This window comes from Nonomuraea sp. 3N208 (assembly GCF_052245935.1).
Classification (GTDB): Bacteria; Actinomycetota; Actinomycetes; order Streptosporangiales; family Streptosporangiaceae; genus Nonomuraea.
This window is the reverse complement of record NZ_JBQQBR010000013.1, coordinates 131029-156472: the sequence shown is the minus strand read 5'-3', so window position 1 is coordinate 156472 and position 25444 is coordinate 131029. Positions and strand designations below refer to the sequence as shown.

The following is a 25444-nucleotide window of genomic DNA, read 5'->3' as shown; positions in this document are numbered from 1 at the left end:
GGTCACCACGGAGTCGGCCCACTGTGCGTCGTAACGGCGGCGCGCCCTGCTTATGGTCGCATTCGCTACGGGCCTCCGTTGGCATCGTGCCTCGCTCTCTCCGGCCCAGGCTCATCGCTCCACTGACCGGGTCAGCAAGCGTCTCCCTGGACAGAGGGCGACCAACGACGGTGCTTGGGGCGGCCACGTCGCAGCGTAAAAGATGGAAGAGCCCTGCGGGGCGTCGCAGGTGAAGACGGAGACCGCGCGGCAACCACATCGCAGCGTAAAGAAAACTACTCTTTGTCCCAAGCATAGGGATCGAGATAAATCACGTGACCGCCGCGGTCGTCGGACTCGTCGACGATGTCGTTGCGCGGCGGGCGCGTCTCCGCCGCGCGGGGACGCGCCTGGGCCAGCGTCTCGGCCGCCGCCGAGGCGTGCTCGTCCTGCCAGTCATCCCTGATGACCGGGATCTCCTGAGTGTCCGCCTCGGTGGCGTCCATCCAGTGGCCCGGCAGCGGGCGTGGGTCCGAATCCGCCAGGCCCACCTTGCTCGCCGCCTTGGCGATCGCCGCCCCCGCCTTGCGCACCGGGGCAGTGGCCTTGTCCAGCGGCGCGCGGGCCCGCTTGTTGATCAGCAGCAGGTTCGTCACGCCGGCGGAGATGCCCGCGGCCACCCCGACCTCGAGCGCGACCGACAACGCCACCTCCCAAGGCGAGGGACCGATCGCCGCCAGCCGTCCGCCACCGATGGGCCCGCCGGACAACGCCGCCAGCACCCCCGCCACGACCCCGGTGGACACTCCCGTGAGGAACCCCCAGAGCGGCGCCGCCTCGTATGACGGCGACGGCGAGATCCTGGCCACCATGACCCCCGCCACGGCCCCCGCCGCGAACGGCAGCGCGATCACCGCCATCATCCACGCCGGCACCGGCCCGCTCTCCGGCAACGCCCCTAGCAGCGGCAGGCTCGGCACCGTGCCGAGCTGCACGCCCGTGGGCGCGACCAGGGTGTCCGCCCCGATGGCGAACCCCGGTCCCGCGATGTACGAGGAGGCCCAGATGACGGCGTTGAGCAGGTAGAGCAGTTGGAGCAGCACCAGCAGCACCCCGCCCACGAATCCCGGCGACAGGACGCTGGACAGCTCCTTGACCTGCTCGAAGTTCAGCACGACGGCGACCAGCACCAGCGCCAGCCCGGCCAGCAGCAACAACGCGGTGGCCATCGCCGTGCCGACGGTGAGCGCGCGCACCCGCTCGGGCAGCAGCCGGAGCATTACCTGCCAGGGCCCGATCATCCGTGCGGTGGCCAGCGCCCCTGCCAGGAACGCCAGCACGAAGTGGCTGAGCAGCGCCTCGCCGATGAACGGCTGCGTGATCTCGTTGCTCGCCACGAGCGCGATCAGCCCGGCCAGCAGCGCGTACGGGGCCGCCAGAGACACCCCCGCCTGCGCCACCAGCACCAGCTGGGCCCGGCGGCGAGCCTGAGCCTGCTCACGGGGGCTGTTCTTGGGCAGCCGCGCGGGCAGCCGGAGCCGCAGGTCGGCGTCGCGCGCCATCCAGCGTCCCGCCCGGTAGAGCAGCACGGCCGGCAACATGATCAAGCCGAGCGGCAGCAGCCCGACCCGCCCGCCGGGGATCGCGAACCCGGCGTGGTGCGCGGCCAGCCAGAGCTGCGCCGCCGTACGGAACACACCCGGCAGCCCGGAGCCCAGCGTGCCACGCGGGGCGGCGATCCACCCGACCAGCGTGAGCGTGGTGAGTGCGGCCAAGCCGACGCCCAGGGTGCATGCCGCGGCCAGCATGCCCGACACGGGCAGCGGTCGCCTGGACTCGTCGTCGTCGCCAGGGACCCGGGGGAGCTTGCCGAGCACCGACCGGGGGGCAGCGCGCAACTGGTCGATAATGGCCGTCACAGTAGGTGATTTTCTCAACCTTTCCCAACCAGTGCTTGGTTGACGCGCCGGGGGATTTATATTCAATCTTTTACGCTGCGACGTGGCCGCCCCAAGCACCGTCGTTGGTCGCCCTCTGTCCAGGGAGACGCTTGCTGACCCGGTCAGTGGAGCGATGAGCCTGGGCCGGAGAGAGCGAGGCACGATGCCAACGGAGGCCCGTAGCGAATGCGACCATAAGCAGGGCGCGCCGCCGTTACGACGCACAGTGGGCCGACTCCGTGGTGATCCGTGGGCCGCTCACCGGGGCGGCTGACGGACGCCTCGTGCCCATGCGGCGTCTCCCCATCAGACGATCTGCGCTGTCCACACATGGGAAAGCCCCGCGCGGTGTGCGCGGGGCCTTCTTGGCGATGATCAACGAGCCTGCATGATCTCGCGCATGAGGCGTGCCGTTTCCGACGGAGTCTTGCCGACGCGCACGCCCACCTTCTCCAAGGCCTCCTTCTTGGCCTGGGCGGTGCCGGCCGAGCCGGACACGATGGCGCCCGCGTGGCCCATCGTCTTGCCCTCGGGCGCGGTGAAGCCGGCCACGTAGGCGACCACGGGCTTGGTCACGTGCTGCTCGATGTAGGCCGCGGCCCGCTCCTCGGCGTCCCCGCCGATCTCACCGATCATCACGATGGCGTCGGTGCCCGGGTCCTCCTGGAAGGCCTGGAGCGCATCGATGTGCGTGGTGCCGATGACGGGGTCGCCACCGATGCCGACCGCGGTCGAGAAGCCGAAGTCGCGCAGCTCGTACATGAGCTGGTAGGTCAGCGTGCCGGACTTCGAGACCAGGCCGATGCGGCCGGCGGTGGTGATGTCGGCGGGGATGATGCCGGCGTTGGAGGCGCCGGGGGAGGCGATGCCGGGGCAGTTGGGACCGATGATGCGGGTCTTGTTGCCCTTGGCGACGGCGTACGCCCAGAACTCGGTGCTGTCGTGCACCGGCACGCCCTCGGTGATCACCACGACGAGCGGGATCTCGGCGTCGATGGCCTCCTTGACGGCGTCCTTGGTGAAGGCCGGGGGCACGAACACCACCGACACGTCGGCGCCGGTCTGCTCCATGGCCTCCTTGACCGTGCCGAACACGGGCAGGCCCTCATGAACGGTCCCGGCCTTGCGGGCGTTGACGCCACCCACAACGTTGGCGCCCGAGGCGAGCATGCGGCGGGTGTGCTTGGTGCCCTCCCCGCCCGTCATGCCCTGAACGATGATCTTGCTGTTTTCGGTCAACCAGATGGCCATGACTTACGCACCTACCGCAGCGAGCTCGGCGGCCCGCTTGGCCGCGTCGTCCATCGTGTCTACCAGCTCGACCCGCGGGAGCGCGGCGTCGGCCAGGATCTGCCGCCCGAGCAGGGCGTTGTTGCCGTCGAGGCGGACCACCAGCGGGTGGGTCACGGTCTCGCCCCGGCTCTCCAGCAGCTTGAACGCCGAGACGATGCCGTTGGCGACGGCGTCGCAGGCGGTGATGCCGCCGAAGACGTTCACGAAAATCGACTTCACGTCGGGGTCGGAGAGGATGATCTCCAAACCGGCGGCCATGACCTCGGCCGAGGCGCCGCCGCCGATGTCGAGGAAGTTGGCGGGAGACGGCTTGCCGGGGAACGCCTCACCCGCGTAGGCCACGACGTCGAGGGTGGACATGACCAGGCCCGCGCCGTTGCCGATGATGCCGACGTTGCCGTCGAGCTTGACGTAGTTGAGGTCCTTCTCCTTGGCCGCGGCCTCGAGCGGGTCCTCGGCCGCCTTGTCGGCGAGCGCCTCGTGCTCCCGCTGGCGGAAGGAGGCGTTGTCGTCGAGCGTGACCTTGCCGTCGAGTGCCTTCACCTGGCCGTCAGCCGACAGGATCATGGGGTTGACCTCGACGAGCGTGGCGTCCTCGTCGACGAAGCAGCACCAGAGCTTCTCGATGAGCTCGGCGGCGCCGTCGAGCGACTTCTCCGGCAGCCCGCCGGCCACCGCGATCTCGCGGGCCTTGGCCCGGTCGATGCCGGTCAGCGCCGAGACCGGCACCTTGGCGACCTTCTCGGGGGCGCTGTGGGCGACCTCTTCGATGTCCATGCCGCCGGCGGCGGAGCAGATCGCGAGGAACGTACGGTTCGCACGGTCGAGCAGGAAGGAGAAGTAGTATTCCTCCGCGATCGCGCTGGCCTCCTCCACGAGCACCTTGTGGACCGTGTGGTCCTTGATGTCCATGCCCAGGATGGCGGTGGCCTTCTCGACGGCATCGGCGGCGTCATCGGCCACCTTCACGCCTCCGGCCTTGCCCCGGCCACCGGTCTTGACCTGGGCCTTGACGACGACGCGGCCGGTCAACTGCTCAGCGGCCGCCCGCACCTCCTCCACCGTGTGGGCGACGATGCCGCGCGGCACCGGGATGCCGTAGTCAGCGAAGAGCTCCTTCGCCTGATGTTCGAACAGGTCCACGAGGGTCCGTCCTTGCTTATCCGACTGATGTTCGACGGCCCGGGCAACTGCGCTGACGGTGGCGTCCGCTTCGCCGCTTGTCGGCTTTCCTCGCTCTCTCACGGCGAGCTCCTACGCTCAGGGGTGCGTGCCGGGCGTTTCCGCCAGTGAAGCCTAGCCCGAAGCTTGACCTGCCCAGGTCATCGGGTCATGGTTCTCCCACTATGTGACGCTGATCTCACTTCCGGTCCCACTCCCGTTCTCCTCCAGTCTCCCTCCGGGCGAGACCGTGCGGATGATGATCTGCACGAGAAATGCACCGATTCGCCGCCGTAGCGCCCGAGCGCCGATATATGGCCGTGATCTTTAATCGGCAGGATTCCTTGGGCCCCTGGTCATCCGATTCGGAGGAATCGCATGCGGCGAATTCTCGCAAGTGCAGCACCGGCGTCGGCGGCCGCGCTCGCACGACCGGCGCTTTCCGTTTCGGACGCGTAGGGCCCTTCCCGTCCGTGATCGCTATGGGACGTTACGTATATACGCAGGATCACCGATATCCACTACGCGTACCGGAACGCTATGATCACGACCCAGCTTTTCCCTACCTCGCTTCACCCCGAGGCACGAAAGTTTCGGCGGGAAGCACCGGTAATCCCCCTCAACAAAGGAATCCGCATGAAGCGAATGCTCGCCGGCGTGGTGTTAGCCACCACCGCCACCCTGGTCGCCGGGACCCCCGCGATGGCCGCCGCACCGGCCGCCCAGGCTGCACCCGTGGATCCGCTGAAGGCTCTGAAGAAGCAGTACGTGGCCGGGCACGGGGTGAGAATCTCCGAGACCAGCAGCCTCAAGATCGACGGTAAGAGCGCGTCCAGCCAGAAGACCACCGGCGCGCTGGCGTTCGGCAAGTCCGGCGTGGTGGCCTCCGACCTGTCCTCCCGCGGCACGGGCAGCCTGTCAAACCGGATGATCAGCATTGGCGGCCACACCTACGTGCAGGGCGGCCTTTACAGCGAGGACCTGCCAGAGGGCAAGAAGTGGGTGCGGTACAAGGGCGGCGCCAGCGGCACGACCCCGAACCAGCCCCTCGACATCTTCGAGCCGAAGGTGCTCAAGGCACTGGTCACCAAAGCCAAGAGCGTCAAGAGCGGCACGTACAAGGGCTCCATGACGTACAAGGAGCTGTTCAAGCTCTACGGCGAGGACATCAAGGGCGCACTTGGCAAGATCAAGCTCGACTATGCCCTCATGGTGAATTCCAAGGGCCTGATCACCCGGCTCACCACGGGATACTCCCTCGACTTCGGCGTACTCGGCAAGATGAAGGGCGTCACCGACACGCGGTACACGGGCTGGGGCGCCAAGATCAAGATCAAGGCGCCGGCTGAGGACCTGTGGGTCGACGTCAACGACCTCGGCGAGGACAGCGACGTGCCGGAGGAGATCCCGCAGGGCAACATCCACACGCTCACGCTCTAGAGCGCGCATTCAGCCCTCTCCCGCCGCCAGGCGGGAGAGGTGCGGCTGCTTGGTGTAGTCGGTGAGGCCGATGACGTTCCCCCAGGGGTCGGCCAGCTCCACCGTCCAGCCCGTGAACACCTCGAACGGCGCCACGCCCAGATCGGCCGCCACGGTGCGGGCGTCGGGGACCTCAAGCCAGACGCGCATGGAGCCGGGACCGGCCTCCTGGACGCGTACCAGCAGGCCGGGGGTCTCGTCTCCGATCGCGTAGAGGGCCATCTCTCTGGTCGAGAACTTCTCCTTCAGCCCCAGCACGCCACCGTAGAACTCCTTGGCCCGATCGAGGTCGGCCACGCCCACCAGGATGTTGTCGACGCCGAGGATCCTCATGACACCAGTCTCGGGTGGTCGCGCCAGGCGGGCATCGTTCGCATGTAGGCCCTGGTTGCCTCCTCAGCCTCGGGCCTCGGCTGCCCGGTGCGCTGGACCTGCCACTGCACCATGCGCTCGAACCGCTCGTCGAAGTCCTGCAGCGTTCCGTCCGGGTTGGAGCAGTGGCGGCACCAAGTGCTGCCGGGGTAGCCCGGGGCGTGGTCCTCGGCGGTCTCCATCGGCATTCCGCAGCTCTCGCAGCTCATGACCCGTCCTCTCCGTCTCTCAGGAGCGCTCGGAGCCCGGCCACGAGCCCTTCGCGCTCCCGCAGCGTCATCTTCCGCACGGCCTGCGCCAGCAGGTCCTCCTCGAGCACCCGCGGCGCCGCCGCCGCGGCGGCCGCCCGTCCCTCGTCGGTGACCCAGACGAACACCCGCCGCCGGTCGCGCTCGTCCCTGATCCTGGACACCAGGCCGCGTTCCTCGACCCGAGTGACCAACTCGGTGGTCGCGGCCTTGGACAGCTGCAGATGCTCGGCCAGCTCGCTCAGGGTGAGCGGTCCCGCGGCCAGCAGGTGGGCGAGCACAGCGTGCATCCGGGCGGTCAGTCCGGCCGCGATCGGCCTTCTCGACGCCTTGAACCGCCGGTAGACCGCCGGGTAGAGCCGTGCCACCTCGCGGGCCGCCTCAGCTTCTTCCATTTTTTCTTTCGTGTACGAACAGTTCGTATGCGAATCGTACTGCCGCGGGCCCGCGCCGGTCCAGGGTCTATCCGAGTCGCGACTCGCGCAGGCGCGCCCATTCGAGCGAGTGCCTGATGCCGTCCTCGACGGAATAGCGGGCCTGCCAGCCGAGCAGGCGGCGGGCGCGGTCGCTGCGGGTGTAGGCGCCGGCCACGTCGCCAGGGCGCGCCGGGGCCTCGACGACCTCGATCGGGCGGTCGACGACGCGGTTGAACGCCTCGACCAGCTCGCGGACGGTGGTGCCCGCGCCGGTGCCCAGGTTGATCACACTTGTCGTAAGATCGTCGAATCGCCGCAGAGCCTCGACATGTGCGGCGGCCAGGTCCCAGACGTGGACGTAGTCGCGGATGCCGGTGCCGTCCCTGGTCGGGTAGCCGGTGCCGGTGATCTGGAAGGGCGCATGGTCCTCGTACGCCTCGATCATCTTGCCGAGGGCGTGGCTGGGACGCCGCAGTTGCAGGCCGGTGCGCATCTTCGGGTCGGCACCGATGGGGTTGAAGTAACGCAAGGAGAGGATCTTGATGGGACGGGTGGCGGCGATGTCGGCGAACATGGCCTCGCACACCGCCTTGGTCCGGGCATAGGGGCTCATGGGGTCGAGCGGGGAGTCCTCGTCCACCGTGTGGTCCTCGCCCGTGCGGTAGATCGAGGCGGACGAGCTGAAGATCATCCGGGTGCAGCCGTTGCGGAGCAGGTGGTCGGCGAACTCCAGGCTCTTTGCCACGTTCGCTCGGTAGTAGCCGATGGGGTCGGCCACGGAGTCGGGCACGACGATGAGTGCCGCGCAATGGATGACGGCCTCGATATCTGGATTTTCGGCAAATATTTTGTCAATCAGCGGGCCATCGCTGATATCCCCCTCATAGAATGCCCGGCCCTCGGCGAACTCCCGCCGTCCGGTCACGAGACTGTCGAGAATCACGGGCGAGATCCCGGCATCCAAACACGCCGAGGCCACCGTGCTGCCGATATAACCCGCCCCACCACTAACCAAAACACGCATCCCCGAACCCTATCTTCGTCATCTTCGTGCGGCGCCGTAGATGGCTGGGCTTTTCAAAGACCCCCATATCTTCGTGCGGCGCCGTAGATGGCTGGGCTTTTCAAAGACCCCCATCTTGTACGGCTTCGCCAAGTGGGCCGCCACCCATTGCACTTCGGCTGATGGCCCTCCAGGAACACGGCCTCTGAGCCCTTCAGTGGCTGAGCACCGTTACGGAGCGCATTCTGGACCGAGGCCGTGGCCACCGCTGGACCCGGGGCCGTAGCCACCGCCGGACCCCAGCCTCCCTGCCAGGCTTCCCTGGGGCATCCCACGCCCGGCGATCACAGGCGGATCCTGAACTCCGGCCTTCCCGTCAGAAGGCCCCAAGTGTCCTCACCTGGGTTGAGTTCGGCAAAGGTTTGGCGGAAAGGACCAGGGGGTGGCCTGGTCTTGGGGGCGTTGGCGTGCGACATTTCCAGATATGGGCAGGGACGTGCCGGTGGTGGTCTTCAGCCGCGATGATCGGCGGAAATATCGCGAAAAGGTGCGACGATGTCTCGACGTCTTCGCCCAGATGCTGGGTGAAGCTCGCTTCGAGCTCGAACGCCCCCTCGCCGGTCTGGAGATCGAGCTCAACATCGTGGACGCGGACGGCGAGGCCGCCATGCGCAACGCCGAGGTGCTGGCCGCCATCGAGCAGCCGGACTGGGCCACGGAGCTGGGCCAGTTCAACGTCGAGATCAACATCGAACCCCAGGAGCTGAGAGGCGACGGCGCGCTCCACCTGGAGAACGACGTACGGGCCCGGCTCAACCATGCGGAGTCACGCGCCCGTTCCGAGGGCGGGCACCTGGTCCTGATCGGCATCCTGCCCACGCTGCGCGAGCAGGACATCGGCGAGGGCACGCTCTCCGCGAACCCCCGCTACCGCCTGCTCAACGAGCAGATCTTCGCCGCCCGCGGCGAGGACCTGCATCTGTGCATCGAAGGCGTCGAACGCCTCGACACGCACGCCGACAGCGTCGCACCCGAGGCCGCCTGCACGAGCGTGCAGCTCCACCTGCAGGTGAGCCCCGAGGCGTTCGCCGCGCACTGGAACGCCGCCCAGGCCATCGCGGGGGTGCAGGTCGCGGTCGCGGCCAACTCCCCTTACCTGTTCGGCAAGGAGCTGCACCGCGAGACCAGGATCGCGCTGTTCGAGCAGGCCACGGACACGCGACCGGCCGAGCTGAAGGCGCAGGGCGTGCGGCCGCGCGTGTGGTTCGGCGAGCGGTGGATCACGAGCGTCTTCGATCTGTTCGAGGAGAACGTCAGCTACTACCCCGCCTTGCTGCCGCTCTGCGAGGACGAGGACCCGCGTACCGAGCTCGAACAGGGACGCATCCCCCAACTCCACGAGCTGACCCTGCACAACGGCACCATCTACCGCTGGAACCGGCCCGTGTACGCGGTGGTGAACGGCATGCCGCACCTGCGCGTGGAGAACCGCGTGCTGCCCGCCGGGCCCACCGTGGCCGACGTCGCGGCCAATGCCGCCTTCTACTACGGTCTGATGCGCGTCCTGCCGTACGCCGAGCGGCCGATCTGGAGTCAGATGTCGTTCCAGGCGGCGGAGGACAATCTCAGCGCCGCCGCGCGGCACGGGCTGGACGCGCGGCTGTACTGGCCGGGAATGGGCGAGGTGCCCGCGGCCGAGCTGATCCTGCGCCGCCTGCTGCCCATGGCGCACGAGGGGCTCGCCAAGTGGGGCGTCTCCCAGCCCGTCGCCGACCGGCTGCTCGCCATCATCGAGGGCCGCTGCCTGGCGGGGCGTACGGGGGCGACCTGGCAGGTGGAGCGGGTCAACGCGCAGGGCGGCGACCGGCACGAGGCGCTGCGTGCCATGACCCTCGAGTACATCGAGCGCATGCACACGAATGAGCCGGTGCATCTGTGGGAGGTCTGAAGCTTGTGACCCTCCGTCCGCTGATCGTGGTCCTTGTCCTGCTGCTGGCGTCCTGCGGCATCGCCCGCCCGCCGTCCATGAATCCGCAGGGCGAAGACCGGTTCGAAGACGATGTCCGCACGGCGCGGACGTTGACGGAGGAGTTCTGGAAGCAGCAGTTCGCCCAGCTAGGGGAGACATATCGGCCTATCGTCGACTTCGTCCCGTACTCCGGCGACTCGGGGCCGAGCTGCGGCGGTCAGCCCTCCGTGCCGAACAACGCCTTCTACTGCCCCGTGGGCCACTTCATCGCCTATGACGAGGCCTGGATGGGGGGCCTCTGGAACGAGATGGGGGACGGGTCGGTCTATGTGATCATTCCTCATGAGTTCGGGCACTCCATCCAGGCCCAGCTACAGTCCGACTTCCAGCTGAACGTGCAGATGGAGCTACAGGCCGACTGCTACGCGGGCGGCACCCTGTCGGCCCTGGTGAATTCCGGCGCGCTGACGGCGCAGCCGGGCGACGAAGAGGAACTGCTGACCAGCCTGGCGGCAGCCGGCGACCCCACGGACGACTGGCTGAACCCGGCCGCCCACGGCACAGCCGAGCAACGGCAGGCGTCGTTCGCGAACGGCTACCGAGGCGGGGTGGGCGCCTGCTGAAGCCGCGAGGTCTCCCGTGGGTGTACGCCTCGATCAACCCAGAGGATGATGTGGTCGATCATGGCCAGGCCGTACCGTTGACCCATGCCACTGGAGGAGATCGGCTGGCTGCGCCGGGGGGCGTGCAGATCCAGCGACCCTGACCTCTTCTTCCCCCTCGCCCCCTCACCCCTGCAGGAAGCGCGCGCCAAGGCGGTCTGCGCGGGCTGCCAGGTGATGGAGGAGTGCCGCTCATACGCATTACGAGCGGGCGAATCGGAGGGCATCTGGGGCGGCCTCACCCCGGAGGAACGCCGCCGCACCCGCTTCCCGGCGGGCTGGCGCAACTCGGCCGCCGCCTCCTGACGGGGTCCTTCCGGGGCGGGGGTGGCGATCGGCGCGAGGCCGGGGCGAGATGGGCGTGGCGCGACGTAGCCTGCAAGGGTGCTCCTCCGCTCGATCGCCCTCCTCGCCGCCGCCAACCTCATGAACAACAAGGTCGTCCCCCGCCTGGGCCCTCTGACCTCGACCGCCGCCACGGCCGCGCTGGTGGCGATGGCCCGCAGGTCCGGCCTGTCGTGGGAGGAGCTCGGTTTTGAGCACGGCCGCCGCGGCGCGATCGCGGGCGGCGCCTTGGCGGCGGCGGTGGCCACCGTCTACACAGTCGGCATATCGCATCCCCGCACCAGGCCGCTCTTCCACGACGAGCGCGCCCTGTCGCTCTCGCGCGCCCGCGTCCTGGAGGAGGCTCTGCTCCAGGTCCCGCTAGGCACGGTGCTCCTGGAGGAGGTGGGCTTCAGAGGAGCCCTGTACGCCATGCTGCGCCAGCGGCACGGCACGGTCGCCGCCACGGCGGTCTCCTCGACCCTGTTCGGCCTCTGGCACATCCTGCCCGCCATGGACATGGCCCGCGCCAACCCGGCCCTGGGCGCCCTGACGGCCGGTGAGTCGCCTAACCACCTGGACATGGCGCGAGTGGTGGCGGGGAGCGTGGTGTCGACGGCGGCGGCCGGGGTGCTGTTCTGCGAGCTACGCCGTCACAACGGCCTCCTGGCCCCGGCCATGCTGCACCTGGCGACCAACTCTTTGGGCTATCTCTTCGCCCGGATTGCTGCGAAAAAGAAGTAAGTCCGCGCGCTGCGGTCATTCTGCGAATGAGAGTTCTTCACCTTTGGATGAAGATCCTCCCCCGTCAATGGAGCGTTCCCTACGCGTCCGACCTCGATGCTTTAAGGTTTCCGGGTGACCATCCCGAGGCCACTGCATCCCAGGGAGTGCCACCATAAGGATCATTAATTCTTATGTGCGCCGAAAGTACGGAGGTGGTGCTGTGTGCGTACCATGATCGACATCGACAAGGAGCTTCTGGAGGTCGCCCAGCACGAGTTGGGGACTTCGACCGTAAAGGAGACCGTCCACGCGGCCCTGGAAAAAATTGCCGAACAGGCAAAGCGTCGCGGGGCCTTCGAGTACTGGCGCACCCGGGACAATACCAACCTTCTGGACCCGGAGATCGTAACCGGATCCCCCGCATAGGGCGGGGGCTTTAGCCCAAGCAGGCTGAAGCCTAAGTGTTACCAGCACCAGCCAACAACCGTTCGAGGAGGTGACCGACGTTGGCTACGTTCCGCGTACGACAGAAGACCGACCGCGCTGTGCCTCACCAGCAGCGCGCTCTCGAATTCGAGTCAGCAGACAACCCCAGGATCAGGGACGAAACGGGGCTCGAAGGCCGTAGCGCACCGGGCGCGGGACATGTGCGAGGTGAGACCCCCGGCAGTTCACCGGCGCACCCCGTTCGTCATCCGTCTCAAGGACCGCACCATCGACTCCTCGCAGGTCGATGGGGCGGAGCTGGGCGTTGACCCCGGTTCCCAGCACACCGGCCTCGCGGTGTTCACCGCGCAGGGCAGCGAGCGCCGGGCCAGGTTCGCGATCCAACTTGACCACCGTGGCGCCACGATCCGCACGAAGATGGCGCAGCGGGCCGCCCACCGACGCGGACGCCGCAGCCGGAACCTGCGCTACCGCAAGCCCCGCTTCGCCAATCGCACCCGCAGGTCAGGCTGGCTCCCTCCATCCCTGCGACACCGCGTGGCCACCACAGTCTCGTGGGTCGACCGGCTCGCCCGCTGGGCACCCTGCGGGCCGTGCACGTAGAGCGGGTCGCGTTCGACACCCAGGCCATTGCCGCTGGCAGGCCTCTGGAAGGCGTCGAGTACCAGCACGGCACCCTGCACGGAACCGAGGTCCGCGAGTACCTGCTGGCCAAGTGGGGGCGGACCTGCGCCTACTGCGGTAGCAGCGGAGTGCCGTTGAACATCGACCACATCCGCCCCCGCAGCAGGGGAGGATCCGACCGCGTCGCCAACCTCACCCTGGCCTGCGTATCCTGCAACCAGGCCAAGAGCAACCGCCCCATCGAAGATTTCCTCGCCAGCAAGCCGGAACTGCTGGCCAAGATCCTCGCGCAGGCCAAGGCCCCACTCCGGGACGCGGCAGCTGTGCAGTCCACGCGCTGGGCGCTGTGGCGAGCACTCGACGTCCGCCTGCCCACACACGTGGCCTCCGGTGGCCGGACGAAGTGGAACCGCACCCGCAACCACCTGCCCAAGACCCACACCCTCGACGCCGTGGCCGTCGGAAGGCTCGAGACCATCACCGAAACCGTCTCCACGGTGCTGGTCGCCGGGTGTGCCAGCCGCGGTACCCACGCCCGTACCCGCACTGACAAGCACGGCTTCCCCCGCCTTCGCATGCCTGGAAGGAAGCAGCACTTCGGCTACCAGACCGGAGACCTCACCCGAGCCGTCGTGCCCACCGGTAAGAAGCAGGGCACCTACACCGGGCGCGTCGCCGTCCGCGTCACCGGCTACTTCAACATCACCACCGCCCACGGGACCGTCCAAGGCATCCACCATCGGCACTTCCGCCTCCTCCAACGAGGAGACGGATACGCCTACACCACGCAGAAGGAGGGGGTGGCTTCCTCCCACGCTGAACCAAGGTCCCGACTTCAGGAAATCCAATAAAGTACAGCAGCGACAAGAACGATCTACCTGCTGATCGCCGCCTGTGCCGAGGTGCACGGGGCGACGGTCCTGCATTACGACCGCGACTTCGACATCATCTCCGAGGTCACCGGGCAGCCCGCGCTCAGGGTGGTGCCGCCCCGGTTCCGTGCCCTAGACGCCCTGTTCCATACGCTCATGAGGCACTCAAGCCGTGGGGACCACCTGGAAGCCCTCCGCGTAGCGGCCCTCGCCGAAGCCGGCCTCTTCGGCCCAGGCGGCGAAGCGGCCCCTGACGAACTCGGCGAACCCTTCCACGTGCGACACCTGGCTCACATGCGACTGCAAGGCCGCGAGCTTGCGGTCCATGGCGTCGGTGATGTCCACCCAGTGGTTCGGGGTCGAGCCGCCGTTCAGCCAGACCTCCCGCACCGTCCACGCCTCCAGGCCCTCGTCCCTGAGCAACTCGGGGAAGGCGTAGGGGTTGCGGGCGTCCGGGTAGACGGCGTCCAGGGTGGCGCCGCCCACCGCGCGGTGGTCGGGGTGGCTGGGGGCGATGAATCGATAGTTGCGATCCGGGTGATGGGTGATGACGAGGTCGGGTCGGACCTGGCGGATCACGCGGGCGATGTCGCACCGGAGCTCCAGCGAAGGCACCACCTGCCCGTCGGAGTAGCCGAGGAAGCGCACGTCCGTCACGCCGACGGCCTTGGCCGCGGCCCGCTGCTCGCCCCTGCGGAGCTCGGCCATGCCGGAGTTGTCCAGGATACGTTCGTTGCCGCCCGCGTCACCATCCGTAATCAGCAGGTAAGTGACCTCCACTCCCCGGTCCACGAACAGCGCCACGCTCCCAGCGGCACCGAAATCGGCGTCGTCGGGATGCGCGGTCACGACGAGCACCCTGTTGATCTCGGCTTCCGGCAGCATCGCTCCCCCTCCTTGACCTTCCCTTGAAAGACAACCGGAGCCCTGGCGATGGCATTCCATGCGCCGTTTGTCGGTGGTGGGTCTTAACCTAGACGCGTGCCCACCCAAGTCTCTGTTGACCACACCTTGCTCGACGGTCTCAACCCGCAGCAGCGCGAGGCCGTGATCCATCACGGCGGTCCACTGCTCATCGTGGCGGGGGCGGGGTCGGGAAAGACGCGGGTGCTCACCCATCGCATCGCGTACCTGCTGGCCGAGCGCAAGGTGCATCCGGGCGAGATCCTGGCGATCACCTTCACCAACAAGGCCGCCCGCGAGATGAAGGAGCGCATCGACAAGCTCGTCGGAGCGCGCTCCAAGGCCATGTGGGTGATGACGTTCCACAGCGCCTGCATGCGCATCCTGCGGCGGGAGGCCAAGCGGCTCGGGTTCCCGTCCAGCTTCTCGATCTACGACCAGGCCGACTCGCAGCGGCTCATGGCGATGGTCTGCAGGGAGATGGAGCTCGATCCGAAGCGCTACCCGCCGCGCTCGTTCTCGGCGCAGGTCAGCAACTTCAAGAACGAGCTGATCGACTACGAGACCGCGATGGACAAGGCGGGCTCGCATCTGGAGAAGACGCTCGCGCAGGCGTACAAGGCCTATCAGCTCAAGCTGACCGAGGCCGGGGCGATGGACTTCGACGACATCATCATGAACACGGTGACGTTGTTCCAGCTCTTCCCCGAGGTGGCCGAGCACTACCGGATGCGGTTCAGGCACGTGCTGGTGGACGAATACCAGGACACCAACCACGCGCAATACATCCTGATCAGGGAGCTGGTCGGGCATCCTGAGCTGCGGACGACGGACGGCGACCTCGTGCGGGCGGGGGCCGACCAGTCCGAGCTGTGCGTGGTGGGCGATGCCGACCAGTCCATTTACGCGTTCCGTGGCGCGACGATCCGCAACATCCTGGAGTTCGAGCGCGACTACCCCGACGCGCGGACCATCCTGCTGGAGCAGAACTACCGCTCCACCCAGAACATCCTGGCCGCCGCCAACGCCGTGATCGCGCGCAACGAGTCGCGCAAGCCCAAGAACCTCTGGTCCGATCAGGGCGACGGGCCCAAGATCGTCGGATACGTCGCCGACAACGAGCACGACGAGGCCATGTTCGTGGCCCAGGAGGTCGACCGGCTCAGCGACGAGGAAGGCGTGAAGCCGAGCGAGGTCGCCGTCTTCTACCGGACCAATGCCGCATCCCGGGTCTTCGAGGAGATCTTCATCCGCACCGGCCTGCCCTACAAGGTGGTCGGGGGCGTGCGCTTCTACGAGCGCAAGGAGGTCAAGGACCTGCTGGCCTACCTGCGAGTATTGTCCAATCCGGCCGACGTGGTGTCGCTGCGGCGCATACTCAACGTGCCCAAGCGCGGCATCGGAGACCGGGCAGAGGCGATGATCGAGGCGCTGTCGTCGCGCGAAGGCATCACGTTCTGGGAGGCGCTGCGGCGGGCCGACGAGGCGTACGGGATGGCCACGCGGTCGCTCAACGCCGTGCGCGAGTTCGTCGCGATGGTGGAAGAGCTCATCGCCAAGGCGGAAGGCATGCCGCCGTCGGCCCTGGCCGAGGAGGTGCTGGTGGCCACCGGTTACCGCGCCGAGCTGGAGGCCTCAGAGGATCCGCAGGACGAGTCGCGCCTGGAAAACCTCAACGAGCTCATCTCCGTGGCCTCGGAGTTCGAGGAGGCCAATCCGGAGGGGACGCTGGTGGAGTTCCTCGAGCAGGTGTCGCTGGTAGCCGACGCCGACCAGATCCCCGAGGCGGACGGCGGGCAGGGAGTCGTCACGCTGATGACCTTGCACACGGCCAAGGGGCTGGAGTTCCCCGTGGTGTTCCTGACGGCCATGGAGGACGGAGTCTTCCCGCACATCCGGTCGCTGGGCGAGCCGAAGGAGCTGGAGGAGGAGCGGCGGCTGGCCTACGTGGGGATCACGCGGGCGCAGAAGCGGCTCTACCTCACGCGGGCGGCCGTACGCAGCTCATGGGGGTCACCGTCCTTCAATCCCGCCTCGCGCTTCGTCAACGAGGTGCCGGGCAAGCTCATCGATTGGCGTACCGATCCGGAGAAGTCGGCCTGGAGCGCGGCCACCCGGCGGGAGCCCGCCGCCAGGCCCGCGCCGGCGAAGAGCGGGGGTGCCGGCGGGCGCAAGGTGCCGTCGCTCACGCCGGGCGATCGGGTCTCGCACGACGCGTTCGGGCTGGGCACGGTGGTGGCCGTGGACGGGGTCGCGGAGAAGACCAAGGTCAAGATCGACTTCGGTAGCGGCGGGGAGAAGACACTGCTGCTGGCGTACGCGCCGCTCGAGAAGTTGTGACGCCGGCGAACGGGTAGCCGCCGGCGGGGATGGCCCACCGGCGGCCTCGGCTTACAGGGCGCTGCCCTTCTTCCACTGGGTCCAGTTGAGCTGCCAGTAGCTCCATCCGTTGTTCCACTGGAGCTTGCGCTTGGTGCCGGTGATCTTCACGACGTCACCGCGCTGGGCGATCGTGTAGAAGTATTTGGCCCCGGCCGGGGTGGCCCGGACGCAGCCGTGGCTCTGGTTGGAACGCCCGAGGAAGTGGTAGTAGCCGGCGCTCTGGTGGACGTACTCGCCGCTGTCGGAGATGCGGACCGCCCACGGGATCTCCTCCTTGTAGTAGCGCGGGTCCTTCGGATCCGTCACGCCCATCCAGGAGGAGGTCATGGTCTCGACGGCCTTCTTGCCCATCGTGAGGTGGATACCGCTCGTGGTCAGGTAGACGTCCACGCCGTTCCTGATCAGGCCGCCCTTTCCTGCACTGATCGAGATCTTCTTGGCGAGCTTGCCGTTCCGGTAGACCTTCATCGTGTGCGAACGGGTGTTGACCACGGAGATGTGCTGCGCACCGACGGCGAAGCGGCGGGAGACGTCCTTGGCGCCGGTGTTGCCCGGCAGCTCCGACAGCTTCGCGGTGAAGAGCACCTTCTGGTACGGCTTCCAGTACGTCTTGGTCCGGTAGATGACCTTGCGTGCCGACACCCACCGCCAAGCGCCTTCGACCGGCTTCTCCGGTGTCACTTCCAGCAGCGCCTCGACGTCCGCCCTGTCCTTGGCTTTGACGTCACGGTCGAACGTGACGATGATCGGGAAGCCGACGCCTACCTTCTCGGTCTTCTCCCCCATGGGAGTGATGTCGGCGATGCCGAGCTTGACCTTCTTCGCCGGGGCGGCGACCGCGGCGGCCAACTGGGGCGCCGGCGCGGCGTGAGCTCGCGATACGGGGACGCTCTCCGCCGCACAGGCCGTCGCGGCGACCAGTGCGACCACGGCCGGAAGCATCCGGATGACGCGCTTCAAAGGGGTTACTCCTGGATTAAGTGCCTATCTACCTCCTTGTGTGACAATTGAGACGGGTGTTTCGACTGCCGAAAACGGATAACCTTCCCGTAACGGTGTATTAGACGAGGCGTCGGGCGGTGGCCCAGCGGGACAGCTCGTGTCGGTTGGAGAGCTGGAGCTTGCGCAGGACCGACGAGACGTGCGTCTCCACGGTCTTGACCGAGATGAACAGCTCCTTGGCGATCTCCTTGTACGCGTACCCGCGCGCGATCAACCGCAGCACCTCGCGCTCGCGCTGCGTCAGCGAGTCGAGCTCGGGGTCGATCGACGGCGCCTCCGACGAGGCGAACGCGTCCAGCACGAACCCGGCCAGCCGCGGCGAGAAGACCGCGTCGCCGTCGGCCACCCTGCGGATGGCGTCGGTCAGCTCCTTGCCGCTGATGTTCTTGGTGACGTAGCCACGCGCGCCGCCCCTGATCACGCCGATGACGTCTTCGGCGGCGTCGGAGACCGACAGCGCCAGGAAGCGAACCTGGGAGCCGGAGCCCAGCACGCGGCGCAGCACCTCCTGGCCGCCGCCTCCGGGCATGTGCACGTCCAGCAGGACCACGTCGGGCTGGTGCTCGGCGATCGCCTTGACGGCCGATTCGACGTCCTCGGCCTCGCCCACCACCTCGATGGAGTCGCCCAGCTCGGCACGCACCCCGGACCGGAACAGCCGGTGATCGTCGACGATCAATACGCGCGTCATGCCTTCTCCACCTTCATCGTCAACATCACTTCCGTGCCCTCGCCGAGCTCGGTGCGTACGCGGGCCGCGCCCCCATGACGTTCCATTCTCCCGATGATGGACTGCCTGATCCCCATCCGGTCGAGTGGCACCGCCTCGAGGTCGAACCCCTTGCCCCGATCCTTCACGAAAATCGTGACTTCTTCACCCTCTACTTCCGCGTAGACGGAAACGGATGGACTTTCAGAGTATTTGGCGGCGTTGACCATCGCCTGCCTGGCCGCCTTTAGCATGGCGCCGAGCCTGCCGCCTCCGTCGAGATCCATGTCGCCGACGCAGACCACCTCGATGGGCACGCCGTGCGCATCCTCCTCCTCGGCCGCGATCCTGCGTACGGCGGCCGCCAGCGTGGCGTCGGCGTCCTGCGCGGGCTGGTAGAGCCAGTTGCGCAGCTCGCGCTCCTGGGAGCGGGCCAGGCGGGTGACCTCGCGCGGGTCGTGGGCGACCCGCTGGATCAGCGTGAGCGTGTGCAGCACCGAGTCGTGCACCATGGCCGCGACCTCGGCGCGCTCCTCCTGCCTGATGCGCTCGCGCCGCTCCAGCTGCAGCTCCTTCCACAGACCCGCGAGCCAGGGCGCGGCGATGACCGCCAGACCGCCGACGACCACGACCGTGAACAACAGCCCCGGTCTGGCCTGGGCCAGCTCGCCCTGCGAGTACAGGAACCCGGCCGCGCCGATCACCACGAGCACCACGCCGAGCAGCGTGCGCACGCGGTTCTTCCTGATGCTGAGCGCGGCCCCGCTCATCCAGCTCCGGCGGCGTTCGGGGTCGGCCTGCTGCCAGAGGATCAACGCGCCGATGCCGCCCACCGCGAACGGCAGCATGCCGATCCCTCCCTGGGAGGCCCCCGTGAGCCACCCGAACGCCAGCAGCGCCACCCCGATCGCGGTGAACGCCGCGAGCTGGCTCCAGTCCCGCTGCGGCGGCTGGCCCTCGTACGGCTGCTTCGGTGTGATCATCCACAACACCGCGTACACCACGCCACCGACCCCGTCGACCACGCTGAGCAGCACGAACGCCAGCCTGATCACCACCGGATCAAGCTTGAGCTGCGTCGCCAGCCCCTGGGCCACGCCGCCGAGCAGGCGGCCCTCCATGGGGCGCATCATGCGCCGGTACGGCGCGTCGCCGTTGGGCTCGGCGAGAGTCTTCTGGTCAGCCATAACATGGCCATCGTCACATGTCGGGGACGTCCCGGGCATCAGGGAACAACCCCCGGGTCGGGTCAGGGGTGTCCCGGATGCGAGCACCCCGCGCGCAGGGCGACGATGGTTGCATGACAGAAGCTCCGCCCAGAGAACCGGCCGCCGGCCCGAAGATGCTGCGCCGCAGCAGCGAGGGACGCTTCCTCATGGGAGTGTGCGCGGGCCTCGGGCGGTATACCGGCATCGATCCCGTGGTGTTCCGGGTGACCTTCGCCGTGCTGCTGCTCGGCTCGGGGGTCGGCCTGTTCCTGTATCTGGCGGCGTTCCTGCTGATGAAGGAGCCGAACGGGGGGCCAGGGATCATCGAGCAGTGGACGCGGCGCGACTTCGACGCCGAGGCCGTGCTGGCGCTGCTGACGGCGGTGCTGGCGTTCGGGCTGGCGATCAACCTGGCCACGATCTGGTTCGACACAGGGACGCTGGTGGTCGGGGTGCTCCTGGCCGTGTCGCTGCTGGCGGCGCACTCCAGCGGGGTGGATCTGCTGGGGCTGGCCCGGTCGATGCCGGAGCGGCTCAGCCGCAGGCGCGTGCAGGACCAGGCCGCGCCGTCCTACACCAGCCCGCAGGCCGCTCCCCCGGTACGCCCGGCGCCCACAGCCCGGCCCGCGCCCACGAGCCCGCCGACGCCTGGGCCCGCCGCAGAGCCGCACCAGGCCGGGGACTCCATGACGGCGGCCTCTGAGGCTCCGGCCATGGGCGCGACGGCCCGGGAGGCGACAGTCGCGGGCGCGGAGGCGGCGCACGCGGACGAAGCGGCGCACGCGGACGAAGCGACCCGCGAGGACGAGGCGACGCACGCGGATCAGGCGACGCAGGCGGACGAGACGGTGACGTCCGTGGGCCAGCACACGTCTCAGGCCGAGGACAACGCGGTGACCGCGCAGCATGCGGCGCCGCCCCAGCCGAGCACCTACCGCCCCCAGCCCACAACCGCCGTCGACTACACGCCATACGGCGAGCCCTTCGCGCCCAGCGGCCCGTACCGGCCGCTGGACCCGGCCAAGCGGGAAGGCGGCTACTCGCCGTACGACCCTGCCCTGTACGGCCGACCGCTCCCGACGAAGGAGCGAAGGCCGAAGTCGTTCATCGGCGCCATCACCATCCTGCTGGCAATCATCATTGGAGGGATCGTCGTGGCGGTCCAAGCCCGGTCGGCCGCCGGAGTGAGCCCGACCATCGTCGCCGGCGCGATGCTCATCACGATCGGCGCCGGGCTGCTGGTGGCGGCCTGGTGGGGCCGCGGCGCCGGGCTGGTGGCGGCCGGGACCGCGGTGGCGCTCATCGTGAGCCTGGGCCTGATGCTGGGCGGCCTGCCGCGGAACATCGGCCCGTCCGAGTGGGCCCCGACCACGCTCGCCGAGCTGAACGCCACCTACGACGTCGGCGTCGGCGACGGCCGGCTGGACCTGTCAGAGCTGGAGCTGGCCCCGGGCACGACGGCGACGGTCAGCGCCGCGGTGTCGGTGGGCGAGCTGGAGGTGATCGTGCCGCCGACGGTCAGGCTGGAGGTGCACGCCTCCAACAAGGTCGGCGACATCACGGTCGACCAGTCGGTCCGGGGCGGCGTGGACATCCGGCTGGACAAGGTGCTGGAGCCGGAGACCAAACCCAAGGGCGAGGTCTCGACAATCGTGCTCAACCTGCGGGGTGGGCTCGGCGACATGGAGGTGCGGCGTGCCGCGTGAGGTCGAGCGACCGCGTCAGCTCCACAGGACGGACTGGATGGCCCTGCTCAGCGGCGTGCTCTTCGTCGTTCTGGGTATTTTGATCGTGACACGCGCGATCACGGATCCGCTGGTCCTGATCGGCGTCACGGTGCTGGGATTGGCGTTCGCAGGGCTTGTCGCGATCGTCGCACGGGCGGTCCGCGGTAAGTAACCCTTGACCGGGAGTAACACCGGCGTAGGTTCGGGTGTGTCCGCCTTTCCCCTGCTCCTGAGGGAGGACGTATGCCCCGAATCACCGTCACCGTCGACGGGGTCAAGTACGAGGAGGACGTCGAGCCGCGGCTCCTTCTCGTTCATCTGCTACGAGAACGGCTGGGCAAGACCGGCACCCCTGTCGGCTGCGACACCAGCAACTGCGGCGCATGCACGGTCATGCTGGACGGCAAGAGCGTGAAGAGCTGCTCGGTCCTCGCCGTCCAGGCCGACGGCTGCGACGTCGTCACGATCGAGGGCCTGGGCGCCAACGGGTCGATGCACCCTATGCAGCAGGCCTTCCACGAAGAGCACGCGCTGCAGTGCGGCTACTGCACGCCCGGCATGGTCATGGCCGCGATAGACCTGCTCCGAGAGGATCCCGACCCGTCGGAGGAGAGGATCAGGCAAGGTCTGGAGGGCAACCTCTGCCGCTGCACCGGCTACTGCAACATCGTCCGTGCCGTACGCAGGGGCGCGCAGGAAATGGGACGGGCGGTGACCACGCCGTGAGCGAAATGGACGCCGGCCTGGTGGCCGAGCAGATAGCCGAGAGCGACCAGATCAACGAGCCGGCGGGCACACGCGAGGTCGGCCGGCCGCGTAAGCGCAAGGAGGACGCAAGGCTGCTGACGGGGCGCACGCAGTGGACGGACAACCTCACGCGTCCTGGCCTCCTGCACGTGATGTTCCTGCGCAGCCCCATGGCGCACGCGAGGATCACCAGGGTCGACGTGTCGGGGGCACGTGAGCTTCCTGGGGTCGTGGCGGCGTTCAGCGGTCAGGACTTCGCCGCCGAGCAGGGCAGCCTGCCGTGCGCATGGCCGGTGAGTGAGGACGTGGTCATCCCCGACCACCCGCCGATGGCGGTGTCGGAGGTGCGGTACGTGGGCGAGGCCGTGGCCTGCGTGATCGCGACCGACCGCTACCGTGCGGCCGACGCGCTGGAGGCCATCGACGTCGAGTACGAGCAGCTGCCCGCGGTGCTCGACATGAGGGAGGCACTGACCGCGGACAGCCCGAAGGTGCACGAGGCAGGCAACAAGGCATTCAGCACCAAGATCACCTCGGGTGACATCGAGGCCGCGTTCAGGGATGCGCCCATCGTCATCGACCGGACGTTCCGGCAACAACGGCTCATCCCGAGCGCGATGGAGCCGCGGGCGGTCATGGCCGACACCGACGGCGACTCGTACACGCTCTGGTCATCCACGCAGATCCCGCACGTGCTGCGGGTCATGCTGGCAGTCGTCACCGGCATCCCCGAGCACAAGATCCGCGTGATCGCGCCCGACGTGGGCGGCGGGTTCGGCTCGAAGCTGCAGGTCACCGCCGAGGAGGTGCTCTGTCTGCTGCTGGCGCGCAAGCTCGGCAAGCCGGTCAAGTGGACCGAGTCCCGCTCCGAAGGCAACCTGACCGTGCATCACGGCCGCGACCAGCTCCAGCACATCCGGCTGGCCGCCGACGCCGACGGGCGCATCCGAGGCCTGCAGGTGGACCTGCTGGCCGACATGGGCGCGTACCTGATGCTGATCACGCCGGGCATCCCGCTCCTGGGCGCGTCGATGTTCAACGCGATCTACAAGATGGACGCCTACGAGTTCGGCTGCACCGGCGTGTTCACCACCAAGATGCCCACCGACGCCTACCGCGGCGCGGGCCGCCCCGAGGCGACGTTCGGCATCGAGCGGGTGATGGACGAGCTGGCCGCCGAGCTGCGCATGGACCCGCTGGAGGTACGCAGGCGCAACTGGATCAAGCACGATGAGTTCCCGTACACCACGATCTCGGGGCTGACCTACGACTCGGGCAACTACGAGGCGGCGACCGACAAGGCGACCGCGATGTTCGGCTACGACAAGCTGCGTGCCGAACAGGGCGACCGGCGGGACCGGGGCGACCCGGTGCAGCTGGGGATCGGCGTGAGCACGTACACGGAGATGTGCGGCCTGGCGCCGTCCAGGCTGCTCGGACAGGCCAACTTCGGCGCGGGCGGCTGGGAGCACGGCTCCGTGCGCATGTTGCCCACGGGCAAGGTGGAGGTCATCACCGGTACGTCCCCGCACGGGCAGGGACATGTGACGGCGTGGAGCCAGATCGTGGCCGACGCGCTGGGGGTGCCGTTCGACGACATCACGGTGTTGCACGGTGATACGGCGATCGCGCACAAGGGCATGGACACCTACGGCTCGCGCTCGCTGGTCATCGGCGGCATCGCGGTGCTGAAGGCGGCCGAGAAGGTCAAGGACAAGGCGCGCAAGCTGGCCGCGCACCTGCTGGAGTGCTCGCCGGACGACCTGGAGTTCGAGGCCGGGGCGTTCAAGGTGCGGGGCACGGAGTCGCAGAAGACCATCCAGGAGCTGGCGTTCGCCGCGTTCTTGGCGCACGACCTGCCCGAGGGCGTGGAGGCGCGGCTCGACTCCGAGGCCACGTTCGACCCGGACAACTACTCCTTCCCGCACGGCACCCACCTGTGCGCTGTGGAGGTGGACACCGAGACGGGCATGGTGAAGATCCGCTCGTACGTGGCGGTGGACGACATCGGCAAAGTGGTGAACCCGCTGATCGTCGACGGCCAGCTGCACGGCGGCATCGCGCAGGGCATCGCGCAGGCGCTGTTCGAGGAGGCCGTGTACGACGCCGAGGGCAACCTGCTGACCACGACGATGGCCGACTACCTGCTGCCGTCGGCGGCGGACCTGCCGGACTTCACCCTCGACAGGACCGAGTCGCCGGCGACCAGCAACCCGCTCGGGGTCAAGGGCGTCGGCGAGGCCGGGACGATCGCCTCGACACCGGCCGTGGTGAACGCCATCGTGGACGCCCTGCGCCCGTTCGGCATTCACGATGTCGAGATGCCGTGCTCGCCCGAACGTGTCTGGAGGGCACTGGAGGAACGGGCGCTGGAAGGAGTGCGGCCATGATCCCCGCGCAGTTCGAGTACGTGCGCCCGGAGTCGCTCGCCGAGGCGTCGCAGGCGCTCGCGTCGGACGAGGACACCAAGGTCCTGGCCGGCGGGCAGTCGCTGCTGCCGTTGCTGCGGATGCGGCTGGCATACCCGTCGACGCTGGTCGACATCGGCCGGCTGGCGGAGCTGAAGGGCGTGCACGACCGCGGCGACCACGTGTTCATCGGCGCGATGGCCACGCACGACGAGGTCATGCGCTCCGACGTGGTCAACGCCGGCTGCCCGCTGGTGGCGCTGGCCGCGGCCCACGTGGCGGACCCGGCGATCAGGCACCGGGGCACGTTCGGCGGCTCGCTGGCGCACGCGGACCCGGCAGGCGACCTGCCGGCCGTGGTGCTGGCGCTGGAGGGCGTGTTCGTGGCCAGGTCGGCGCAGGGCGAGCGGGAGATCCCGGCCGCCGAGTTCTTCGTCGACTACCTGGAGTCGTCGCTGGGGCCCGGGGAGATCCTGGCCGGGGTGAAGATCCCGAAGCTGGGCGAGGGCTGGGGCTTCCACTACGAAAAGTTCCACCGCACCGCGCAGGCGTGGGCGATCGTCGGCGTGGCGGCGGCCGTCAAGCGTTCCAACGGCGCGATCGCCGAGGCCAGGATCGGGCTGACGTGCATGGGCCCGACGCCCGTGCGTGCCCGTGCCACCGAGTCCGCCCTGCAGGGCATGGAGCTGGGCGACCAGATCCGGCAGGCGTGCGAGGAGGCGGCGGCGGACACCTCGCCGCCGACGGATCTGCACGCCCAGCCAGACTACCGTCGTCACCTGGCCAGGGTCCTGACCCACCGCGCTGTCCGCACCGCGGCGGGCACGCTCTGACCTCTATGGG

25 protein-coding genes are annotated in these 25444 nt (G+C 68.4%); 14 read left to right on the top strand and 11 right to left on the bottom strand.

What is annotated here, in order from left to right:
* Positions 1 to 275: 275 nt before the first annotated feature.
* The 3 genes from ACTWPT_RS21365 to sucC form a co-directional block, all read right to left on the bottom strand.
* On the bottom strand, positions 276 to 1898 hold the full coding sequence (locus ACTWPT_RS21365; protein ID WP_443179176.1) for a cell division protein PerM: 1623 nt from the start codon (positions 1896 to 1898) through the stop codon (positions 276 to 278).
* Between the two features lie 396 nt (positions 1899 to 2294).
* A complete protein-coding gene (sucD, locus tag ACTWPT_RS21360; protein WP_443179175.1) occupies positions 2295 to 3170 on the bottom strand; it encodes a succinate--CoA ligase subunit alpha in 876 nt (291 codons plus the stop codon).
* A 3-nt stretch (positions 3171 to 3173) separates the two neighbouring features.
* Positions 3174 to 4355: an ADP-forming succinate--CoA ligase subunit beta gene (sucC, locus tag ACTWPT_RS21355; RefSeq protein WP_443179174.1), complete on the bottom strand. Its 1182-nt coding sequence runs from the start codon at positions 4353 to 4355 to the stop codon at positions 3174 to 3176.
* Positions 4356 to 5009: 654 nt separating this feature from the next.
* Here sucC and ACTWPT_RS21350 point away from each other — a divergent pair.
* Positions 5010 to 5813, top strand: a complete 804-nt coding sequence (locus ACTWPT_RS21350) for a hypothetical protein (RefSeq protein ID WP_443179173.1) — start codon at positions 5010 to 5012, stop codon at positions 5811 to 5813.
* 9 nt (positions 5814 to 5822) lie between these two features.
* Here ACTWPT_RS21350 and ACTWPT_RS21345 read toward each other — a convergent pair whose 3' ends face one another.
* From ACTWPT_RS21345 to galE, 4 genes are all read right to left on the bottom strand, one after another.
* Positions 5823 to 6185 carry a VOC family protein gene (locus ACTWPT_RS21345; RefSeq protein WP_443179172.1) on the bottom strand — a complete coding sequence of 121 codons (363 nt, stop codon included), beginning with the start codon at positions 6183 to 6185 and terminating at the stop codon, positions 5823 to 5825.
* A complete protein-coding gene (locus ACTWPT_RS21340) occupies positions 6182 to 6433 on the bottom strand; it encodes a zinc ribbon domain-containing protein (protein WP_443179171.1) in 252 nt (83 codons plus the stop codon). Before ACTWPT_RS21340 ends, ACTWPT_RS21345 begins: the two co-directional genes overlap by 4 nt.
* The gene (locus tag ACTWPT_RS21335) at positions 6430 to 6867 is read right to left on the bottom strand and encodes a MarR family winged helix-turn-helix transcriptional regulator (protein WP_443179170.1); all 438 of its coding nucleotides are present in this window, start codon (positions 6865 to 6867) and stop codon (positions 6430 to 6432) included. The genes ACTWPT_RS21340 and ACTWPT_RS21335 overlap by 4 nt, the downstream gene beginning before the upstream one ends.
* Positions 6868 to 6934: 67 nt before the next feature.
* Positions 6935 to 7912, bottom strand: a complete 978-nt coding sequence (gene galE, locus ACTWPT_RS21330; RefSeq protein ID WP_443179169.1) for a UDP-glucose 4-epimerase GalE — start codon at positions 7910 to 7912, stop codon at positions 6935 to 6937.
* Positions 7913 to 8375: 463 nt separating this feature from the next.
* Here galE and ACTWPT_RS21325 point away from each other — a divergent pair, with 463 nt between their 5' ends.
* From ACTWPT_RS21325 to iscB, 7 genes are all read left to right on the top strand, one after another.
* Positions 8376 to 9839: a glutamate--cysteine ligase gene (locus ACTWPT_RS21325; protein WP_443179168.1), complete on the top strand. Its 1464-nt coding sequence runs from the start codon at positions 8376 to 8378 to the stop codon at positions 9837 to 9839.
* A gap of 5 nt (positions 9840 to 9844) precedes the next feature.
* Positions 9845 to 10483, top strand: coding sequence for a neutral zinc metallopeptidase (locus ACTWPT_RS21320; protein ID WP_443179167.1), 639 nt, complete (start codon positions 9845 to 9847; stop codon positions 10481 to 10483).
* 84 nt (positions 10484 to 10567) lie between these two features.
* Positions 10568 to 10828: a WhiB family transcriptional regulator gene (locus ACTWPT_RS21315; RefSeq protein ID WP_305920109.1), complete on the top strand. Its 261-nt coding sequence runs from the start codon at positions 10568 to 10570 to the stop codon at positions 10826 to 10828.
* 78 nt (positions 10829 to 10906) lie between these two features.
* A complete protein-coding gene (locus tag ACTWPT_RS21310) occupies positions 10907 to 11590 on the top strand; it encodes a lysostaphin resistance A-like protein (RefSeq protein ID WP_443179166.1) in 684 nt (227 codons plus the stop codon).
* Positions 11591 to 11803: 213 nt separating this feature from the next.
* The gene (locus ACTWPT_RS21305; protein ID WP_443179165.1) at positions 11804 to 11998 is read left to right on the top strand and encodes a hypothetical protein; all 195 of its coding nucleotides are present in this window, start codon (positions 11804 to 11806) and stop codon (positions 11996 to 11998) included.
* Positions 11999 to 12226: 228 nt separating this feature from the next.
* Complete coding sequence (locus ACTWPT_RS21300) at positions 12227 to 12622, top strand: RRXRR domain-containing protein (RefSeq protein ID WP_443179164.1); 396 nt, start codon at positions 12227 to 12229, stop codon at positions 12620 to 12622.
* Entirely contained in the window at positions 12529 to 13494 is a 966-nt protein-coding gene (gene iscB / locus ACTWPT_RS21295) for an RNA-guided endonuclease IscB (protein WP_443179281.1), read from the top strand. The genes ACTWPT_RS21300 and iscB overlap by 94 nt, the downstream gene beginning before the upstream one ends.
* A gap of 186 nt (positions 13495 to 13680) precedes the next feature.
* Here iscB and ACTWPT_RS21290 read toward each other — a convergent pair whose 3' ends face one another.
* Positions 13681 to 14400 carry a PIG-L deacetylase family protein gene (locus tag ACTWPT_RS21290; RefSeq protein WP_443179163.1) on the bottom strand — a complete coding sequence of 240 codons (720 nt, stop codon included), beginning with the start codon at positions 14398 to 14400 and terminating at the stop codon, positions 13681 to 13683.
* Between the two features lie 126 nt (positions 14401 to 14526).
* Here ACTWPT_RS21290 and pcrA point away from each other — a divergent pair, with 126 nt between their 5' ends.
* Positions 14527 to 16758, top strand: a complete 2232-nt coding sequence (pcrA, locus tag ACTWPT_RS21285; protein ID WP_443179280.1) for a DNA helicase PcrA — start codon at positions 14527 to 14529, stop codon at positions 16756 to 16758.
* A 51-nt stretch (positions 16759 to 16809) separates the two neighbouring features.
* Here pcrA and ACTWPT_RS21280 read toward each other — a convergent pair whose 3' ends face one another.
* From ACTWPT_RS21280 to ACTWPT_RS21270, 3 genes are all read right to left on the bottom strand, one after another.
* Positions 16810 to 17760 (bottom strand): L,D-transpeptidase, encoded by a 951-nt coding sequence (locus ACTWPT_RS21280; RefSeq protein ID WP_443179162.1) that lies wholly within the window; start codon positions 17758 to 17760, stop codon positions 16810 to 16812.
* A gap of 100 nt (positions 17761 to 17860) precedes the next feature.
* The gene (locus ACTWPT_RS21275) at positions 17861 to 18493 is read right to left on the bottom strand and encodes a response regulator (RefSeq protein ID WP_443179161.1); all 633 of its coding nucleotides are present in this window, start codon (positions 18491 to 18493) and stop codon (positions 17861 to 17863) included.
* Positions 18490 to 19698 (bottom strand): PspC domain-containing protein, encoded by a 1209-nt coding sequence (locus ACTWPT_RS21270; protein ID WP_443179160.1) that lies wholly within the window; start codon positions 19696 to 19698, stop codon positions 18490 to 18492. Before ACTWPT_RS21270 ends, ACTWPT_RS21275 begins: the two co-directional genes overlap by 4 nt.
* 113 nt (positions 19699 to 19811) lie before the next feature.
* Between ACTWPT_RS21270 and ACTWPT_RS21265 the strand changes: the two genes are divergently transcribed.
* From ACTWPT_RS21265 to ACTWPT_RS21245, 5 genes are all read left to right on the top strand, one after another.
* A complete protein-coding gene (locus tag ACTWPT_RS21265) occupies positions 19812 to 21425 on the top strand; it encodes a PspC domain-containing protein (protein ID WP_443179159.1) in 1614 nt (537 codons plus the stop codon).
* Positions 21426 to 21462: 37 nt separating this feature from the next.
* On the top strand, positions 21463 to 21618 hold the full coding sequence (locus ACTWPT_RS21260) for a hypothetical protein (protein ID WP_443179158.1): 156 nt from the start codon (positions 21463 to 21465) through the stop codon (positions 21616 to 21618).
* Between the two features lie 71 nt (positions 21619 to 21689).
* The gene (locus ACTWPT_RS21255) at positions 21690 to 22172 is read left to right on the top strand and encodes a (2Fe-2S)-binding protein (protein ID WP_443179157.1); all 483 of its coding nucleotides are present in this window, start codon (positions 21690 to 21692) and stop codon (positions 22170 to 22172) included.
* 5 nt (positions 22173 to 22177) lie between these two features.
* Positions 22178 to 24583, top strand: a complete 2406-nt coding sequence (locus tag ACTWPT_RS21250) for a xanthine dehydrogenase family protein molybdopterin-binding subunit (RefSeq protein ID WP_443179279.1) — start codon at positions 22178 to 22180, stop codon at positions 24581 to 24583.
* Positions 24580 to 25434 carry an FAD binding domain-containing protein gene (locus tag ACTWPT_RS21245; RefSeq protein ID WP_443179156.1) on the top strand — a complete coding sequence of 285 codons (855 nt, stop codon included), beginning with the start codon at positions 24580 to 24582 and terminating at the stop codon, positions 25432 to 25434. The genes ACTWPT_RS21250 and ACTWPT_RS21245 overlap by 4 nt, the downstream gene beginning before the upstream one ends.
* Positions 25435 to 25444: the final 10 nt, after the last annotated feature.

Coding starts and splice junctions, on each gene's coding strand:
- sucD (WP_443179175.1), bottom strand. CDS start 3,170: ATGGCCATCTGGTTGACCGAAAACAGCAAGATCATCGTTCAGGGCATG.
- ACTWPT_RS21350 (WP_443179173.1), top strand. CDS start 5,010: ATGAAGCGAATGCTCGCCGGCGTGGTGTTAGCCACCACCGCCACCCTG.
- ACTWPT_RS21345 (WP_443179172.1), bottom strand. CDS start 6,185: ATGAGGATCCTCGGCGTCGACAACATCCTGGTGGGCGTGGCCGACCTC.
- ACTWPT_RS21340 (WP_443179171.1), bottom strand. CDS start 6,433: ATGAGCTGCGAGAGCTGCGGAATGCCGATGGAGACCGCCGAGGACCAC.
- ACTWPT_RS21335 (WP_443179170.1), bottom strand. CDS start 6,867: ATGGAAGAAGCTGAGGCGGCCCGCGAGGTGGCACGGCTCTACCCGGCG.
- galE (WP_443179169.1), bottom strand. CDS start 7,912: ATGCGTGTTTTGGTTAGTGGTGGGGCGGGTTATATCGGCAGCACGGTG.
- ACTWPT_RS21325 (WP_443179168.1), top strand. CDS start 8,376: ATGGGCAGGGACGTGCCGGTGGTGGTCTTCAGCCGCGATGATCGGCGG.
- ACTWPT_RS21315 (WP_305920109.1), top strand. CDS start 10,568: ATGCCACTGGAGGAGATCGGCTGGCTGCGCCGGGGGGCGTGCAGATCC.
- ACTWPT_RS21305 (WP_443179165.1), top strand. CDS start 11,804: ATGATCGACATCGACAAGGAGCTTCTGGAGGTCGCCCAGCACGAGTTG.
- ACTWPT_RS21290 (WP_443179163.1), bottom strand. CDS start 14,400: ATGCTGCCGGAAGCCGAGATCAACAGGGTGCTCGTCGTGACCGCGCAT.
- ACTWPT_RS21275 (WP_443179161.1), bottom strand. CDS start 18,493: ATGACGCGCGTATTGATCGTCGACGATCACCGGCTGTTCCGGTCCGGG.
- ACTWPT_RS21270 (WP_443179160.1), bottom strand. CDS start 19,698: ATGGCTGACCAGAAGACTCTCGCCGAGCCCAACGGCGACGCGCCGTAC.
- ACTWPT_RS21265 (WP_443179159.1), top strand. CDS start 19,812: ATGACAGAAGCTCCGCCCAGAGAACCGGCCGCCGGCCCGAAGATGCTG.
- ACTWPT_RS21260 (WP_443179158.1), top strand. CDS start 21,463: ATGGCCCTGCTCAGCGGCGTGCTCTTCGTCGTTCTGGGTATTTTGATC.
- ACTWPT_RS21255 (WP_443179157.1), top strand. CDS start 21,690: ATGCCCCGAATCACCGTCACCGTCGACGGGGTCAAGTACGAGGAGGAC.
- ACTWPT_RS21250 (WP_443179279.1), top strand. CDS start 22,178: ATGGACGCCGGCCTGGTGGCCGAGCAGATAGCCGAGAGCGACCAGATC.
- ACTWPT_RS21245 (WP_443179156.1), top strand. CDS start 24,580: ATGATCCCCGCGCAGTTCGAGTACGTGCGCCCGGAGTCGCTCGCCGAG.